Below are 16,895 nucleotides of genomic sequence, written 5' to 3' on the forward strand. Positions count from 1 at the left end.
CGCTCACAATTTTTGGATCACTATCATGAAAAACGATAATCCCCAGGGCCGTATCCTGATCGGAGCCATGCTCCTGATTTTTGGTGCACTGGCACTGCTAGACAACTTGAATCTGTTTAACGCCCGTGAAATCTTTCACTTCTGGCCCATGGTCTTCATTTTCGTTGGTGCATTGAAGATATCAAAAAGCGATACTACTGCTGGCTATATCATAGGCTGCGGCTTTGTCGGCCTTGGCTCTTTGCTGATCCTGCATCACATGGGCATCATCTATTTCCGCATGCGTGACTGGTGGCCGGTTTTCCTGATCTTTGCTGGTCTGATGGTGATATTCAAGGGCAAGATCGGCGACGAGGAAAAACTGATCAACAATGGTACGAACCAGGATTCTGTCTGCAATATTGTCGCCGTCATGAGTGGTAACAAGCTGCAAAACAGTTCCCAGGAATTTCGCGGTGGCGAAATCAATTGCATCATGGGTGGCGTGGAATTGGATTTACGTACTGCGTCCATGCAATCAGAAGCGACTTTGAATGTATTTGCCATGTGGGGTGGTATCGTCTTGAAAGTGCCAAATGACTGGACTGTGGTTTCACACGGCTCGCCCATACTTGGTGGTTTCGATGATAAAACTGTCCCGCCCATGCTGAATACGAAAAAGCTTTACATCAAGGGCTATGCCGTCATGGGCGGTGTTGAAATCATCAACTGACGATAGCAATCAATGCACCCTATTTTGTCGGATCGTCGCCGCTTTCTGGTCTATATCACTGCCTGGATGATGACAGGCGTGCTGATCGCCAGATTGCTGGTGGCGGCTGATCTGGTCAACTGGTCGTTTGCCTTGGTCTTCTCGCTGCCGCTGGCTCTGTTTGGCAGTTTCCTGACTTCTTCTGCTTATTTTGTTTGTCGTTCACTACCCTTTAATCGCCGCAGTTTCAGCATAGCCGCCCTGGTCTTTGCCAGTGCATCCATGATTTCCGGGATAAGCTGGCTGGGACTTTGCTATGGCTGGAACAAGGTCTTGGTACTGGCATCAGATGAAGTAGAAGTGCTGCATCTGAGCAGCCATTTATCGGTACTGTTCTTCATCACCGGTTTTGCTGTTTACCTGCTGGCATTACTGGCTTTTGATGTGTATATCGCCTTCGACAATATACGTGAGGCTGAAAGGCGCGAAGCTGCATCGCGCCTGCTGGCCAGGGATGCAGAACTGCAAGTCTTGCGCTCACAAATTGACCCTCACTTCTTATTCAATAGTCTCAACTCTATCAGTGCCCTGACTGCCATTGATGCAGTCGCCGCACGCACCATGACGATAGCGCTTGCTGATTTTTTCCGGCAAACCCTGGCGATAGCCGAGAAAGAAAAAATCAGCCTGAAGGAAGAGTTACTTTTATGCGAAAATTTTTTGGCAGTGGAAAAAATCCGCTTTGGCAAAAAACTGGGCATGGAATTTGAAGTCACAGCAGAAGCAGAAAATGCATTGATCCCGCCCATGATATTGCAACCCTTGCTGGAAAATGCCATCAAGCATGGCATACGCAATTTACCCAAGGGCGGCATCATCAAGGTCACGATATTTGAACGCGACCGCTGGCTGCATATCGCAGTAGAAAACCCTGTCAGCACCGACCCAGGCAACAGCACGGGCAATGGCCTGGGCCTCGTCAATCTGCGCCAGCGTTTTTTTGCCTTGTATGGCGAACAGGCACGCGTCAGCTGGCAGCGGTCAGACGAAAAATTTACACTGGAAATGGCTTTGCCTTTTGAGCAGAATAATCATGAGCAGGTATAAATAAATATGAATAAGCGCCTACAAGTCTTGATCGTCGATGACGAAGAACTGGCCCGAAAATTATCGCTGGAATATCTGCGTTCTCACCCTGATATCGAAGTCATAGGTGAATGCGAAACAGGCTTGGAAGCTGTGGATGCCATCAGCAAACTCAATCCTGACCTGGTCTTGCTGGATATACAGATGCCGCAATTGTCCGGGCTGGAGGTGCTGGAATTAACCGGCAGGCGCAGTGGCGTGATCTTCACTACAGCCTATGATCAATACGCATTAAAAGCGTTTGATCTGCATGCGGTCGATTATTTATTGAAACCTTTTTCGCAACAGCGCTTTGATGAAGCACTGAACAAGGCACGCAAGCTGCTCACAGAGCAAACCCCGTCGTCAGCGCAAGCCATACAAACGCTGGTGACACAGCAAAGTGAAAAACTGCAACGCCTGCTGATACGTGACCGTGGCCAGGTGCATGTGGTGCCACTGGAAAACATAGACTATGTTGAAGCGCAGGATGACTACATCCTTATCCATGCTGCAGGCAAGTCGTATATGAAAACCCAGAGCCTGTCTGATCTGGAAGCACAATTGGACGCTAGTAAGTTCGTGCGTGTGCACCGCTCTTTCCTGTTACAGATCAGTGCATTGCAAGCGATGGAGAAAACCAGCAAAGACAGCCAGGTTGCGGTCCTGAAGAGTGGTGCGCAAGTACCAGTCAGCCGGGCTGGCAACGAACGTATACGAGCCTTGCTAAATTAGGGCCTTGCTGAATCAGTAGCTTAATTGATCGCCTTCAACACCAAAGCCAATTCAGTCCTGGTTTCCTGCATCAGGGCATCGATATTATCTTTATCGATATTCAGCACTTTGAAACTGGCTGGTACGGTATTCCAGTCCATTTCGGCTATGCTTTCATTGACGAAATGCGCATCCAGAAAGTCTGCTACAGTCACTACGTCTATCAGCCCGGCTTTGTGAGTGGGGCCAGGTTGGTGATCACGGTGATCAAGCACAGCGACGCGGATATCCTCAGAAATTTCCCAGTCTTCCAGTATCGCGCTGCCTATGCTGGCATGCCAGTGATCGATCAAATCCCATAGCACCTGTTCTGAACTGAACAATTCCTGATAATGATTGGCGCGGTTCAAAATATAGAATTTGCCTATATCGTGCAACAAACCAGCCAGCATGGCCTTGTCGGCACTCAGGCGGGTATAGCTTCTGGCAATCACCATGGCCAGTGCTGCCACACGCAGGCTGCGCCGCCACAAGCCATCCATCTGGGCAGACAGACTGCCATTGTATTTATTCTCCGCCAGTTGCTTCATGCCTATGGAAATGGCCAGATTGCGTACTGCAGAAAACCCCAGCAAATTGGTCGCGGCCCGCAAGTCTGTAATTTTTTTACCCTGGGGATTAAAGCTGGCAGAATTACTCAGGTGCAGCACTTTGGCGGACAAAACCGGCTCGGTACCTATGATGCGCGTCACCATGTCGATAGAAATATCGGCCTGGCTCAGAGCCTTCCTGATTTTCATGGTTGCCCCCAAAGAAGTGGGGAATACCAGCTTTTTGGCAGACAGTTCCGCAGTGAAAGCTTCAAGGAAAGCGAATTCGGTATTTTTTTGGTCTGTCATGATAGCAATAAGAATGCTGACGATTTTTTATTGTACCTTGGCAAACTAATTTACGCAGGTTTGGCAATGACTACTTACATGAATTATCAATTGTATCAATTAGCCTGTGCCAAAGAGGGTACTGGCAAACCCTTTGACAAGCTTTAGCCACCTCTTGATCCCGTATTCAGGCATTTCGTCGCAAAGCTGCTGCATGCCAGTTAGCCTGGGCGTATTCTGAACCATCGCAGCAACTTCACAAAACCAGAAAACAAGGGAAATCAAATGAAATCTGCTCAAACCGAACAATTATTCGTGCTGATGCGCCAGGCAGCCCATGAATTTTATTATTTTTGCCGTAAGGCGTTCCTGGCCATGATGGCCTTGCCACTGCCACATTTGCTGGTAATCTGCGTGGCAATCGCTGTTGTCCTGATGATCTTGCCGCTGGCTTTGAGTATCTTCATTGCCTTCATGATCTTCAAGCTCATTGTTGTCTTGCTGGCCATCAATCTCAAAAAGAACCAGAAGCAAGTCAGGCAATTGCACCAGGACCAGTAAAATAACGGCCTATCCCCCACGCAGACAAACACTGCCGTGGGGATAGGAGAGTTGCTACAAGGACGTCGCCGCCCTGGCCGCCTGTTCATACAAGCCAGACAATACCCGCAGGAAGCGCGCCAACTCGCTTAACTCAAAACTCTCGGTACCGTCACCAGTCAGGGCAGATACCAGTACCTGCTCACGGACTTCAGAATAGCGGCGGCAGATATCACGGCCTGCCTCATTGGTTGAATACAGGATTTCCTTGCCGCGTTTTTCTGTCTGTACCAGCTTCAGGGCTTGTAGTTTCTTGAGAGAATAATTGACGATATGGGTGTCTTCAATATTCAGGATAAAGGCGATATCGGCCAGCTTTTTCTCACGCGCCCGGTGGTTGATATGGTGCAGCACCAGAACATCGGTAATGGTCATGTCTTTCATGCCCACCGCAGCCATGCACCTGACCGCCCAGCGGTTGAAGGCATTGCTGGCAATAATCATTCCAAACTCAAATTCACTCAATTCTGCACTCCTGCCCTCAGCCAAATGGGAAGAGGAGACGATAGGCACCCTGGGTGTAGCGGTGGAAGCGGCCGGGCTAAGACCGGCTTTCGTGACATTCTTGACAGGCTTGGTTGTGGACATAGTGACTCTTTAAAGATAAATTGAATAAAAGACTGGCATAACTCATAGCCTGATTTTATCTTCTTTGAAAAAAAAGTCAGTCTTTTCGCATTGATTTATCAATAAAAAATCGATATTTTATGTTTTTATCCACAGCGTACGCAGCCTGGCATCCAGCTCGCTTCAGCCATTTACGGCCTTGTTACTCCTGGAAATCGCCAATACCGGCACCGCCCTGGCCTGCGCTGGCGCAGCTTGTATGGTTTTTTCCAGCTTGAAGACTGCCACCGTATCCACCAGTAATTCTGCTTCATCCTGCATGCTCCTGGCCGCGGCAGCCGCCTGCTCTACCAGTGCAGCATTCTGTTGCGTCATCTGATCCATCATGCTGATGGCCTGGTTGACTTGCACTATGCCGGTATTTTGTTCACGGCTGGCCGCACTGATTTCGCTGATGATTTCTGCCACATGCTGGACTGAGCTGACAATATCGCGCATGGTCAGGCTGGCTTCATTGACGAGCTTGCCACCGGCATCCACCTGTCCCACCGAATCAGCAATCAAAGTCTTGATCTCTTTCGCTGCACTGGCTGATCTTTGCGACAGATTGCGTACTTCTGCCGCCACCACTGCAAAGCCACGCCCGTTTTCACCGGCACGTGCGGCCTCCACTGCTGCATTCAAGGCCAGGATATTGGTTTGAAAAGCGATGCCATCAATGACACCGATGATATCGACTATCTTGTTGGAACTGGCTTTGATCGCGCCCATGGTGAGCTCTACCTGATCGATCACCTTCCCGCCCTTGCCCGCATGCTGGTAAGCCTTGCCCGCCAACTCATGCGCCTGGGCAGCGTTCTCTGCATTTTGGCCTACCGTGGCGGTCAGTTGCTCCATTGATGCGGCTGTTTCTTCCAGGCCTGATGCCTGCTGCTCAGTACGGTTAGACAAATCCATATTGCCATCGGCGATTTCGCGCGAGGCTATGCCAATTTTTTCCGAGCTTTGCCTGACCTGGCCTACGGTACTGATCAGGCTCTGACTCATCTGATTCAGTGATGCCAGCAATTTACCTGTTTCATCATTACTCCTGACTTCTATATCAGCACGCAAATCACCGCTGGCAACCGATTCGGCAAGCAGGATGGCGGCCTTCAGCGAAGAGGTAATCGCCCTGGTCGTAAAGATGGCGATCAGGATCGCCACCACACCGGCAAAAGCCAGCAAGATTATCATCAACACTTGCGCTGCACCAGAGACATAAGCCGCGTCACTACCACTGCGTTCCATCTGGCTGGCTTGCAATCCCACCAGTTGATCGAGTGCCGCAAAGTACTGATCCTGCAAAGGAGCGATCTCGGGCAAGACCAGATCCTTGGCCTGCTCAACCTCATTGTCTGCCACCAGCTTGAGAAACTTGTCGAGTACAGGCTGGTAACGCTGCTTTGCTGCCAGAACAGCCTGCAAAAGTTTTTTCTCTTCAGCAGAGCTGGCCAATTTGCCAAACTGTGCAAGATCCAGCTCTATCTGTCTGGCTGATTTGTCTATCGCAGCCCGCTCCAGTTTTCGCTCATCCAGCGTAGACAGCAACAAGAGATTGCGCATGCTGCGGGCAATATGATCGAGATCAGATTTAATACGGTTGACTGTTGCCGTCTTTGGATAGACTTCCTTGACCACCAGATTCACCCCCTGATTCACCCGCCCCAGTTGCGTGTAACCCGTGACCGTCAGTGCCAGCATGAGCAAGATAACAAACGCAAAACCCAGACCCAGTTTGTGCCCTATCTTCCAGTTCCTGATGTACTTGTTCAGCATGGCTAGCCCCTAAAGAGTAAAACCTTGTTCCTGGCAAAATCAAGGACGCAACAGGCCAGCAGCAAGTGCTGCACTTGCTGGCTGTCCATCTAACACCGCTTGATGTCGATCAGATGCCCAATCAGACGCCTAAATACGCTTTCTTGACATCTTCGTTGTTGAGCAATTCCTGCCCCGTACCCTGCATGACGATACGGCCTGTCTGTATCACATAACCGTTGTGCGCAATTGCCAGCGCCTTGTGCAGGTTTTGTTCTACCAACAGTATTGACATGCCCTGTTGGTTGATTAGTTGTATGGTATCGAGCACCTTGGTGACGAACTTGGGTGCGATACCCCAGGACGGTTCGTCCAGCAACAACATTTTAGGTTTTGCCATCAGGCCACGCCCTATCGCCAGCATTTGCTGTTCACCACCACTCATGGTACCGGCGAGCTGATAGCGCCTTTCCTTGAGGATGGGGAATAGCGTGTACATGGTGTCTATGGATTCGGCCACTTCGTCGTTATCGCGGCGGGTATAGGCGCCCAGTTGCAGATTCCTTTCCACTGTCAGGCGGGCGAATATACGCCGGCCTTCAGGCACCAGCGACAGGCCCAGCCCCACCCGTTTGCTGGCCGGGATTTTATCCAATGGTTTGCCATCGAATACGATCTGGCCTGCATCAGCCGCATTCAAGCCGGCGATTGCCCGCAAGGTAGTGGACTTGCCATTGCCATTACCACCGACCAGGGCAACGATCTTGCCCTTTTCGACATCAATATCGACTTTGGACAAGGCCAGCACGCCGTCATAACTGACTCTCAGATTTCTTACTTGCAGCATCATTCATCTCCCAGGTAAGCAGCGATCACTTTGGGATCGTTAGATACTTGTTCAGGACTACCTTCGGCTATCTTCTTGCCGTAGTCGAGTACGACTATCGCATCAGCAATTGGCATGATGCCTTCCAGCACATGCTCAACGATCAGGCAGGAAATACCTTCTTCACGGATTTTCAAGACCACATCTACAGTCTCTCTTACTTCAGTCGGATTCAGGCCGGCCATGACTTCATCCATGAGCAAAAGGCGTGGTCTGACTGCCAGTGCACGTGCCACGGCCAGGCGGCGCTGTTCACTGATAGTCATGCTGCCTGCGGGCTTATCCTTGAATTGGCCCAGATTGACAAAGCTCAGCAATTTCGCGGCACTTTGCCTGGCATCAGATACATTCTTGTTGATCAGGAAGGCGCCAACCATGACGTTTTCCAGCGCTGTCATACTGGTGAAGGTGCGTGCCACCTGGAAGGTGCGGCCTATGCCAGCACGCGCGCATTGCTCAGGGCTCATGCCGGATACCTTGATGTCATTCATCCAGATCTCACCGGTAGTTGGTGGCGCATAACCGGCGATACAATTGAACATCGTCGTTTTGCCTGCACCATTCGGGCCTATCAGGCCAACGATCTTGCCTGCCCCCACTTCAAATGAGACATCCTGGTTGGCGGTAATACCGCCGAAGCGTTTGCTGACGCTTTCTACTCGTAATAAGCTCATGCTGCCTCCTTGCTGCCTTGTGCATCCTTGGTGTCTTGTACGTCCTGTGCTTTTTGTGCCTTGACTGCTTTTCTGCGTGCAAAAAAATGTTTGATCCAGCCCATCACACCTGTCGGATAGTAGACCGCAATCACCACGATCAATGCTGCATAAATCACCAGGTCAGTACCACGGCCAGAGCCACCAAACAAGGCACGTGTACCTTCTTCAATGAAAGTCAGCACACCGGCACCGATGACTGGCCCCAGCAAAGTGCCTACCCCACCGAGGATGGATACCAGCGCCATCTTGATCGACAAACCAGTATGCAAGACTGAGCCCGGGTCTATGTACAATTCCTTCTGCGCATACAGACTGCCACCGATGGCGGTAAAAAAACTGCTGACGGCAAAAGCAATTTGCTTGTAGCGGCTGAGGTTGATACCCAGGCTGCGTGCTGCATCGGGTTCATCCTTGATGGCGCGGAAGTAGTAACCGAGATAGCTGTGTTCTATCCAGTAATTCACCGCCAGCGTCACAAGTAAAAGACCGAGGGCAATGTAGTAATACGGTGCCTTGTCGGTAAATATCATGCTGCCCCAGCCTTGCTGGTCCATGGGTATGGTCAGGCCAACAGCAGCACCGGCATATTCCCAGTTGGTAAAAATGATCTGGATGATTTCAGCAACCGCAATGGTCGCCATGCCAAAGTAATGCCCGTTGAGGCGAAAGCATGACCAGCCAATGATGAGGCTGATCGCTGCCGACAATATGCCACCACACAACATGGCCACCCAGGCGTTGAAGCCCCATTGCGTTAGCAACAGTGTTGAGGTGTAGGCACCCAGCCCGTAAAAGGCAACATGCCCTAGCGATACCTGGCCCGCATAACCACCTACGATGTTCCAGGCCACACCCAGTTGTGCTGCCATCAAAATCAATATCGCCAGATTTTGATGTGACGGATCTTTGACCACCACGGGCACCAGTAATGCGGCAACCACGCACAGGGCCAGCAGTATGTATTTCACCGAGGAATTGCCATGTGAATCTGGCGCCAGCAACTCATGCGCCGAGATCACGGTTTTGTCTTGTATGTTCATATCTGTACCTTATTTTCTACGCTATTGCTTACCCATCAGCCCTTGCGGACGGAACATCAACACCGCCAGGAACAAGCCAAGCACCAAGGCCAATTTATATTGCGGCCCGATCAGGAAGCCGCCCATGACCTCAATGACGCCGACAATAATCCCGGCAAACAAGGCACCAATCACGCTACCAAAACCACCCAGGTTCACCACCACAAAAGCAATCAGGATGAAGTTCGCACCCACTTCAGGAAAGATAGGGAAAAAAGTAGACAGCAAGGCACCCGCCACACCAGCGCAAGCTGCACCTATGCCCCAGGCCATGGCAAACATTTTTTGCGAATCTATGCCCATCAGTTGTGCTGCTTCCTTGTCTGCTGCGGTCGCTTCCAGCGCAGCACCGGCACGGGTCTTGGTCAGAAACAGGTAAATCCCCATGGTCACCAGAATGGCACCCACACCTGCAGTGACCTGCGGCATACCCACCTGTATGCCAAATACCTGTACAGCACCTGTGACGATGGAATGATCAACCGTCCTGAAATCTGGCTTCCAGAAAAACTGTGCCAGGCCACGGAACAACATCATCAGGCCGAAGGTAGTAAAAATCTGCGACAGCATCGGCGCATTGGTGATCTTTTTGATGATCAGTTTGTAGAGCATCACCCCCAGAGCAAATAAAAACAAGGCCGTTAATGGCAGGGTAAACATGGGGTCCAATGCAAACAGCGAGTACATCCAGAAACTGGAATACATGCCGAACATCAGAAATTCACCATGAGAAAAATTGACGATATCCATGACGCCAAAGATCAGCGTCAAACCTATCGCCACCAGCGCATAGATCAATCCGATCAAGATCCCTGACGCCAGGGTTTGAATGATAATTTCAAGGGACATAAGTTCTCCTCGCACTTCCTATTATGTAAAACCATGTAAAACCGACGTCAGGTATTCGTCAGACAATTTACTGAGTATCTTTATGTCTCACCCAGCCAAAAGGCCGGGTGAGCGTGCTTCATTTTTTACTGCGCTTGTTACTTGCGTTGATCCCACTTCGGCATAGGCCAGACCACATCTTTTGTTGCCAGGTCGAATGGCCATACTGTGTTGTATTTGCCATCAATGATCTGCACCAGGATGCCGGAACCCAAAACGTTCTGGCCATGTTCATCAAACTTCACACCCTTCCACGGCATGATCAGTTTATTGGCAGGGATATTGGTTTCAGTCAGGGCTTTGCGGATAGCTTCTGGCTCGGTAGAACCGGCGCGGTTAATCGCATCAACCAGTGTCATCAGACCAGTAAAAGTGCGGGAAGAATTGCCGGTAAAGTCGGCCTTGTATTTGCTGTTATACAAATCATTGACTTGCTTGATCAGGGGATTATTTTTTGCCAGATCGGGCGACCAGACTTCGCGGGTGATGACGTAATCAGCATCCTTGCCCAGTGTGCGGCGGAACTCTGTGTCGGTAAAACCAGCATTGTTCGCCAAAATCATGTCAGGTGAAAAACCCAGTTCCTTATAGGTTTTCATTGCCATGATGGCGTCGCCCAGATAAGAGGACTGCATGACGACTTGCGGGCTGGATGATTTCAATTGCTGCACTTCAGAAGTCAGCTGCGTACTTTTCGCTGGATAGACGATAGTTTTCACCAGGTTGTAGCCTTTTTCTGCTGCCAGCTTGGTTTCCAGCTTGGTGGTTTCATTACCCCACAAAGTGTTTTCATTGAAGGTGGCCAACTGCTTGACCTTGATGCCTTTTTTGGCTTCCAGCTCTTTGAAGAATTCAAAGAAATTATGGACAAATAAATCATCATGCGCCGTTGTGCGGAAGAACCATTTGAAGCCGCGCTGCGTCAAAGTGGAAGAAGAAGATTCAGGATTCACATAAGGGATCTTGTATTTCTCGGCCACCTGGCTGGAGGTAGCAGTCACATTACTGAAATAGGCACCGACCACGGCAACCACTTTTTCCTGGGTGATCAGTCTCTCGGTTTCTGTCGCACCGATTTGCGGATTGCCCTGGTGGTCAGCAAACACCAGCTTGATTTTTGCACCCTTCAGGTTAGGCAAGCCACCGCCAGCAGAGAATGGCAGATTGGGTACACTTTTGGCACCGTTGTTGACGATGTCGGCAGCCAGTTCCAGTGCGTTTTTCATTTCACTGCCTGAGGATGCAGCCGCACCGGACAATGGATAGATAACACCTATCTTGATTTCTTGCTGCGCATAGGCAGAGTAGCAAAAACTGAGACCCAGGCTAACCAGAAGACCGGCGCGGGCAATTTTTTTGATGGTATTTGTAAACATTATTAAACGCTCCAATTTAATTAAATGTAAGCCCTCTGCTATTACTTTGATGAGAGCCCTTTCCTATGCTGCCACATCTGCCTTTGCCTGCACTCGCCAGGGAATTTCTGATTAAGTTACTGCGCGGCGCTTAATCAAAGATTCCTTGGTACTTGTCAGCCAAAGATTTACTTCATCGACCTTTCGGTCGTGTATTTCAATAAAATCGATACTTCTTCACTGCTTGCTGTTTTCAACCACTCCCTGACAAACTGTTCACCTAGCCTGTCGAGGTTATTTCTTAATAGTGCATCTACCCGGTCAACCTTGATCTTGTTGTTGCGTAACTGGTTTTCGAAGCCGGCATCACTATCTCGGCTCATGTTCCAGCCACGCTTTTCTGCGGCCTGGGCTGCCTCCATCATTTTCTGTTGCGTATCAGCAGCCAGTCTGGAAAACACTTTCTGGCTGATGAAGACGATATTTTTTGGTATCCATGCATTGGCCTGGTAGTAATACGCCATCTTGCTCCAGGCCTTGGTTTCTACCCCGGTCCAGCTTGAGGTAATCATCAAGTCCAGTTTATCGCTGGCTATCGCCTTTTCCAGGTCTATCACTTGTACTGGTACTGCAGTCGCCATTGCCAGCTCGGCAATACGTTCACTGGCCGGGTTATAACTGCGCATGCGCATACCCTTGAAATCTGCCAATGAACTCAGCGGCTTTTTCGAATACAGATTCTGCGGTGGCCACGGTACTGAATACAGTAACTTCAAACCACGCTTGGCCAGTGCTTTTTCCACTTCCGCTTTGGAAGCCATCCACAAATTATGAGCATCTTCATAACCCCTGACGGTGAATGGTAAAGAATCAAGACCAAATACCGGTATCTCTTTTGCCAGGCTGGACATGATGACTTCGCCAGCTTCAGCCTTTTCACTCACTACACCAGGAAATATTTCTGCCGGTTTTAATAAACTGCCTGCAGCAAACACCGTCATCTTCACCTGACCATTACTGGCACCTGCTACTTCTTTGGCGAACTGTTGCAAATTCATCGTCTGGAAGTTATCTGCAGCATAGGCGGTGGCGATACGTATATCCACTGCCTCAGCCTGTGCATTTGTAGTGATGACTGCTACCGCCAACATATAAATACCGGCAAATCTCTTGCGAGAAGGAGCAGATATGCAGGAAAAACTCAGCTTATTGCGAATTGAATCCAACATCATTTGTCTCCTCTATGTTTTATATCGTAAACGTTTTATCGATAAAACGTCAATAAAATATCTTACATTTAATCTCAATAACTACTACAATATCATCAAAGGAAAAATCTACAAGATGTTTATAAAGTTTTTTTCCTTGTCGTTATTAAGATGAAAACCAAGATGAAAAGAACTGCACCACGCTGTGGCGGCGATGCACAAGAACAGTGAACTTTTTTGCTTTTTTAATATTGGGTATCCATTACTTCTGATATTTCCGGGCATAAAATGCAAACAAATATTTTTGTCTGATTTTTGACACAAAGTTTGCAGGCCCGGCAGGAATGGCTCCAGACCGAGATAAGACTTTGCCGGCAAAACGGCGACATCTCTTTATGAAAGGTGGTTGCAAAATGAACGAACAGAAACAGGCACACAATGACTTCGTTGAAGATCAACGCTGGCAATTCTGGATAGATAGAGGTGGTACGTTTACCGATATCGTGGCACGCCGCCCGGATGGGAAATTACTCACCCATAAACTGCTGTCAGAAAACCCTGAACAATATAAAGATGCTGCCGTTGCTGGCATACAAGGTTTGCTGGGTTTGACAGCAGACCAGAATATCTCGCCTGAACTGGTGTCTGCCGTCAAGATGGGCACGACTGTCGCCACCAATGCCCTGCTGGAACGCAAGGGTGATCCGACTGCGCTCATTATTACCAAAGGTTTTCGTGATGCATTACGCATCGCTTATCAAAACCGCCCTCGCCTGTTTGACCGCCATATCATCTTGCCAGAACTCTTGTATGAAAAAGTCGTGGAAGTTGATGAACGCATTGACGCGCATGGCAATGTCTTGCAAGCCCTGGATGAAGGCGCAGTCAAAAAAGAACTCGCTGCTTTATATAAAGACGGTTACCGCGCACTGGCCATCGTGCTTATGCATGGCTACAGACATACCCAGCATGAAGACATCATAGGCAAACTCGCTGCTGAAGCTGGCTTCACCCAGATTTCGATTTCCAATCAGGTCAGCCCCATGATGAAGCTGATCTCGCGTGGTGACACGACCGTAGTGGATGCCTATCTGTCTCCTATCCTGCGTCGTTATGTTGACCAGGTTGCCAGCAAGATGGATGGTGTGCGTCTGTTCTTCATGCAAAGCAATGGCGGCTTGACAGATGCGCACCGCTTCCAGGGCAAGGACTCCATACTGTCGGGCCCGGCGGGCGGCATCGTCGGCATGGTACGTACTGCACAGACTGCAGGCTTTGATAAGATCATCGGCTTTGATATGGGCGGTACATCGACTGACGTTTCACATTACGCTGGCGAGTTTGAGCGTGAGTTTGAAACTCAGGTTGCCGGTGTCAGGATGCGCGCGCCGATGATGAGCATACATACCGTTGCTGCCGGTGGCGGTTCCATCCTGCATTTTGACGGTACCCGTTATCGCGTAGGCCCGGACAGTGCAGGTGCCAACCCCGGCCCCACCAGTTACCGGCGCGGCGGGCAGTTGGCAGTGACTGATTGCAATGTCATGCTGGGTAAAATACAGCCAACTTATTTCCCTAAAGTGTTTGGCCCCAAAGCTGACATGTCGCTGGACAGAGACGCTGTCGTCGAGAAATTTACGGCCATGGCAGCAGAAATAGAAAAAGCCACAGGCATACGCAAATCGCCAGAAGAGGTGGCTGAAGGCTTTATTGAAATTGCCGTCGGCAATATGGCCAACGCCATCAAATTCATCTCGGTACAACGCGGCCATGATGTGACTGACTATACCCTGACCACCTTCGGTGGTGCAGGCGGCCAGCATGCCTGCCTGGTCGCAGATGCACTGGGCATGACCAGGGTATTTGCCCACCCATTCTCAGGTGTCTTGTCTGCTTATGGCATGGGCCTGGCAGACCAGACTGCCATGCGCGAACTGGCGATGGAATTGCCACTCGCCCCCACGTCCATACCCGCGCTGGAAAAAGAACTGGCACGCCTGTCCGATGCAGCCAGCAATGATTTGCTGAGCCAGGGTGTGGCGCCGGAAAACCTGAGTGTCAAACAGCGTGTGCACTTGCGCTATGAAGGCACGGACTCTGTCATCGTCGTGGCGATGCAGGATATTGCCAGCATGATTTATCAGTTTGAATCTGCCTACAAAAAACGTTACTCCTTCCTGATGACTGCCAAGCAACTCGTCATAGAAGCGATTTCTGTCGAAGCCATAGGTAATTCTGGCGAAGGCAATGAAAGCGTGGACTACCTGCAGCCAAGAGAAAATGGCCAGTCTTTGCAACCAGTGGAAATCGTCCAGTTGTTCTCAGGTGGACAATGGCATGACACGGGCTTGTATGACCGTGATGACATGCGCCCCGGTGACCAGATCAAGGGCCCGGCCATCATTGCAGAAAAAAATGCCACCAACATCATAGAACCAGGCTGGGGCGCAGAAGTCACTGCATTGGACCACCTGGTATTCACCCGCCTGGAAGCACGCCCTAAACGCCAGGCCATAGGCACCAAGGCTGACCCAGTGATGCTGGAAGTGTTCAACAATCTGTTCATGAGCATCGCCGAACAAATGGGCTTGCGCCTGCAAAATACTGCTTTCTCGGTCAATATCAAGGAGCGCCTGGATTTCTCATGCGCCCTGTTTGATGCAGAAGGCAATCTGATTGCGAATGCGCCGCATATCCCAGTGCATCTGGGTTCTATGGGCGACAGTATCAAGACCATCATCCGCGCCAATGCAGGCAGCATGCAGCCAGGTGATGTGTATATGCTCAATGACCCCTACAATGGCGGTACACATTTGCCTGACGTTACTGTGATCACACCTGCCTTCAATGCAGAAGGCACCGAAGTGTTGTTCTATGTAGGTTCACGCGGCCACCATGCCGACATAGGTGGTATCACACCTGGCTCCATGCCGGCAGACAGCACAGTGGTCGAAGAAGAAGGTGTGCTGATCAATAACTTCAAACTGGTCAGCGCGGGCAAGTTCCTGGAAAAAGAAACCATAGCCCTGCTCTCTTCCGGCAAATACCCTTGCCGCAACATCCATCAAAACCTGGCTGACTTTCAGGCGCAAATTGCCGCCAATCAAAAAGGCGTCGATGAATTGCTGAAGATGGTGCAGCACTATGGCCTGGATGTCGTACAGGCCTATATGGGCCATGTACAGGACAATGCGGAAGAAGCGGTAAGACGTGTCATCACTGCCCTGCAGGACAGCCACTATGAATACAAGCTCGACAACGGTGCCATCATCAAGGTTGCCATTCGCGTTGATCATGCATCACGTTCTGCAGAAGTGGATTTCACCGGCACCTCACCGCAATTGAATAATAATTTCAATGCACCGAGTGCGATTTGCATGGCAGCCGTGCTGTATGTATTCAGGACCCTGATCGACGACGACATCCCACTCAATGCAGGTTGTCTCAAACCGCTGAAAGTCATCATCCCTGAAGGCTCCATGCTGAACCCGCGTTATCCGGCTGCCGTGGTATCAGGCAACGTGGAAACCTCGAGTTGCATCACCAATGCGCTGTACGGTGCGCTGGGTGTGGTGGCGTCTTCACCCGGCACCATGAATAACTTCACCTTTGGTAATGATGATTATCAATATTACGAAACCATCTCTGGTGGCTCTGGTGCGGGTGAAGGTTTCAATGGTACTGACGTAGTACAAACACATATGACGAATTCACGCCTGACTGATCCGGAGATACTGGAATGGCGCTACCCCGTCAGGCTGGAGAGCTATGAGATCAAGCCAGATTCAGGTGGTGCAGGCCGCTGGCATGGTGGCAATGGTGGCGTGCGCAAGATACGCTTCCTGGAAAACATGACGGCTTCGATACTCTCGAATAATCGCGTGTACGCACCGTTTGGTACAGCAGGTGGTGCCGATGGTGCCTGCGGTAAAAACTATGTCATCAGGAATGATGGCAGGACCGAAGAGCTGGGTTTTGTTGCCAGCACCGATATGCAGGCTGGTGACATCTTCGTCATTGAAACACCTGGTGGTGGTGGCTTTGGCAAGGCATGATTTTCATATGATTTATATGCTTTCTCATTCCTGCATTTACGGCAAAAACATGAGCTAAGGAAATTGGCCAGTGACGGCATGTCACTGGCTATTTTTTTAAACATATGCCTGAAAATTTTTAGGTAAAAATCCACATCACAAATATTTCCCCATACGCAATTTCAACTTTTTAACAACGCATCATCGATTTTTTATCAACGTTTTATAAATAAGTTATATGTAAACATCCAACTTTTCATCGATAATAAATTACCGGCTGCAATCACAGGAAATCCAGTTGGTAATCGCCCTTATCGCTCACCAGACAGCATGAGTGCACGCAGCATTCATGCACGC

The 16,895-nt window shown here is 49.9% G+C and carries 14 protein-coding genes; 5 read left to right on the forward strand and 9 right to left on the reverse strand.

Going from position 1 to position 16,895, the window contains the following annotated elements; genetic code table 11:
- Positions 1–25: 25 nt before the first annotated feature.
- The 3 genes from AC07OI_RS07335 to AC07OI_RS07345 are packed head-to-tail and all read left to right on the forward strand — an operon-like array spanning position 26 to position 2,551.
- Positions 26–712: a LiaI-LiaF-like domain-containing protein gene (locus tag AC07OI_RS07335; protein WP_492707185.1), complete on the forward strand. Its 687-nt coding sequence runs from the start codon at positions 26–28 to the stop codon at positions 710–712.
- 12 nt (positions 713–724) lie between these two features.
- Positions 725–1,798, forward strand: coding sequence for a sensor histidine kinase (locus tag AC07OI_RS07340; RefSeq protein ID WP_495256739.1), 1,074 nt, complete (start codon positions 725–727; stop codon positions 1,796–1,798).
- A gap of 6 nt (positions 1,799–1,804) precedes the next feature.
- Entirely contained in the window at positions 1,805–2,551 is a 747-nt protein-coding gene (locus AC07OI_RS07345) for a LytR/AlgR family response regulator transcription factor (RefSeq protein ID WP_495256740.1), read from the forward strand.
- A 20-nt stretch (positions 2,552–2,571) separates the two neighbouring features.
- Here AC07OI_RS07345 and AC07OI_RS07350 read toward each other — a convergent pair whose 3' ends face one another.
- On the reverse strand, positions 2,572–3,429 hold the full coding sequence (locus AC07OI_RS07350; RefSeq protein WP_492707179.1) for an HDOD domain-containing protein: 858 nt from the start codon (positions 3,427–3,429) through the stop codon (positions 2,572–2,574).
- Positions 3,430–3,693: 264 nt separating this feature from the next.
- Between AC07OI_RS07350 and AC07OI_RS07355 the strand changes: the two genes are divergently transcribed.
- Positions 3,694–3,969: a hypothetical protein gene (locus AC07OI_RS07355; RefSeq protein ID WP_492707178.1), complete on the forward strand. Its 276-nt coding sequence runs from the start codon at positions 3,694–3,696 to the stop codon at positions 3,967–3,969.
- Between the two features lie 54 nt (positions 3,970–4,023).
- On the opposite strand, the gene AC07OI_RS07360 is transcribed toward AC07OI_RS07355, so the two are convergent.
- From AC07OI_RS07360 to AC07OI_RS07395, 8 genes are all read right to left on the reverse strand, one after another.
- Complete coding sequence (locus AC07OI_RS07360; protein ID WP_492707176.1) at positions 4,024–4,596, reverse strand: winged helix DNA-binding protein; 573 nt, start codon at positions 4,594–4,596, stop codon at positions 4,024–4,026.
- 162 nt (positions 4,597–4,758) lie between these two features.
- Complete coding sequence (locus AC07OI_RS07365; protein ID WP_492707174.1) at positions 4,759–6,393, reverse strand: methyl-accepting chemotaxis protein; 1,635 nt, start codon at positions 6,391–6,393, stop codon at positions 4,759–4,761.
- A gap of 121 nt (positions 6,394–6,514) precedes the next feature.
- Positions 6,515–7,219, reverse strand: a complete 705-nt coding sequence (locus tag AC07OI_RS07370; RefSeq protein ID WP_492707354.1) for an ABC transporter ATP-binding protein — start codon at positions 7,217–7,219, stop codon at positions 6,515–6,517.
- Positions 7,219–7,932, reverse strand: a complete 714-nt coding sequence (locus tag AC07OI_RS07375) for an ABC transporter ATP-binding protein (RefSeq protein WP_492707172.1) — start codon at positions 7,930–7,932, stop codon at positions 7,219–7,221. Before AC07OI_RS07375 ends, AC07OI_RS07370 begins: the two co-directional genes overlap by 1 nt.
- Positions 7,929–9,014 carry a branched-chain amino acid ABC transporter permease gene (locus tag AC07OI_RS07380; protein ID WP_495256741.1) on the reverse strand — a complete coding sequence of 362 codons (1,086 nt, stop codon included), beginning with the start codon at positions 9,012–9,014 and terminating at the stop codon, positions 7,929–7,931. The genes AC07OI_RS07375 and AC07OI_RS07380 overlap by 4 nt, the downstream gene beginning before the upstream one ends.
- 21 nt (positions 9,015–9,035) lie before the next feature.
- Entirely contained in the window at positions 9,036–9,902 is an 867-nt protein-coding gene (locus AC07OI_RS07385; protein WP_492707168.1) for a branched-chain amino acid ABC transporter permease, read from the reverse strand.
- A 137-nt stretch (positions 9,903–10,039) separates the two neighbouring features.
- Positions 10,040–11,317 carry an ABC transporter substrate-binding protein gene (locus AC07OI_RS07390; protein ID WP_492707166.1) on the reverse strand — a complete coding sequence of 426 codons (1,278 nt, stop codon included), beginning with the start codon at positions 11,315–11,317 and terminating at the stop codon, positions 10,040–10,042.
- A gap of 167 nt (positions 11,318–11,484) precedes the next feature.
- The gene (locus AC07OI_RS07395) at positions 11,485–12,528 is read right to left on the reverse strand and encodes a TRAP transporter substrate-binding protein (protein ID WP_492707165.1); all 1,044 of its coding nucleotides are present in this window, start codon (positions 12,526–12,528) and stop codon (positions 11,485–11,487) included.
- Positions 12,529–12,917: 389 nt separating this feature from the next.
- Here AC07OI_RS07395 and AC07OI_RS07400 point away from each other — a divergent pair, with 389 nt between their 5' ends.
- Complete coding sequence (locus tag AC07OI_RS07400) at positions 12,918–16,559, forward strand: hydantoinase B/oxoprolinase family protein (RefSeq protein ID WP_495256742.1); 3,642 nt, start codon at positions 12,918–12,920, stop codon at positions 16,557–16,559.
- The last annotated feature ends 336 nt before the right edge of the window (positions 16,560–16,895 follow it).

This window comes from Undibacterium sp. GW821-FHT07F11 (genome assembly GCF_059418665.1).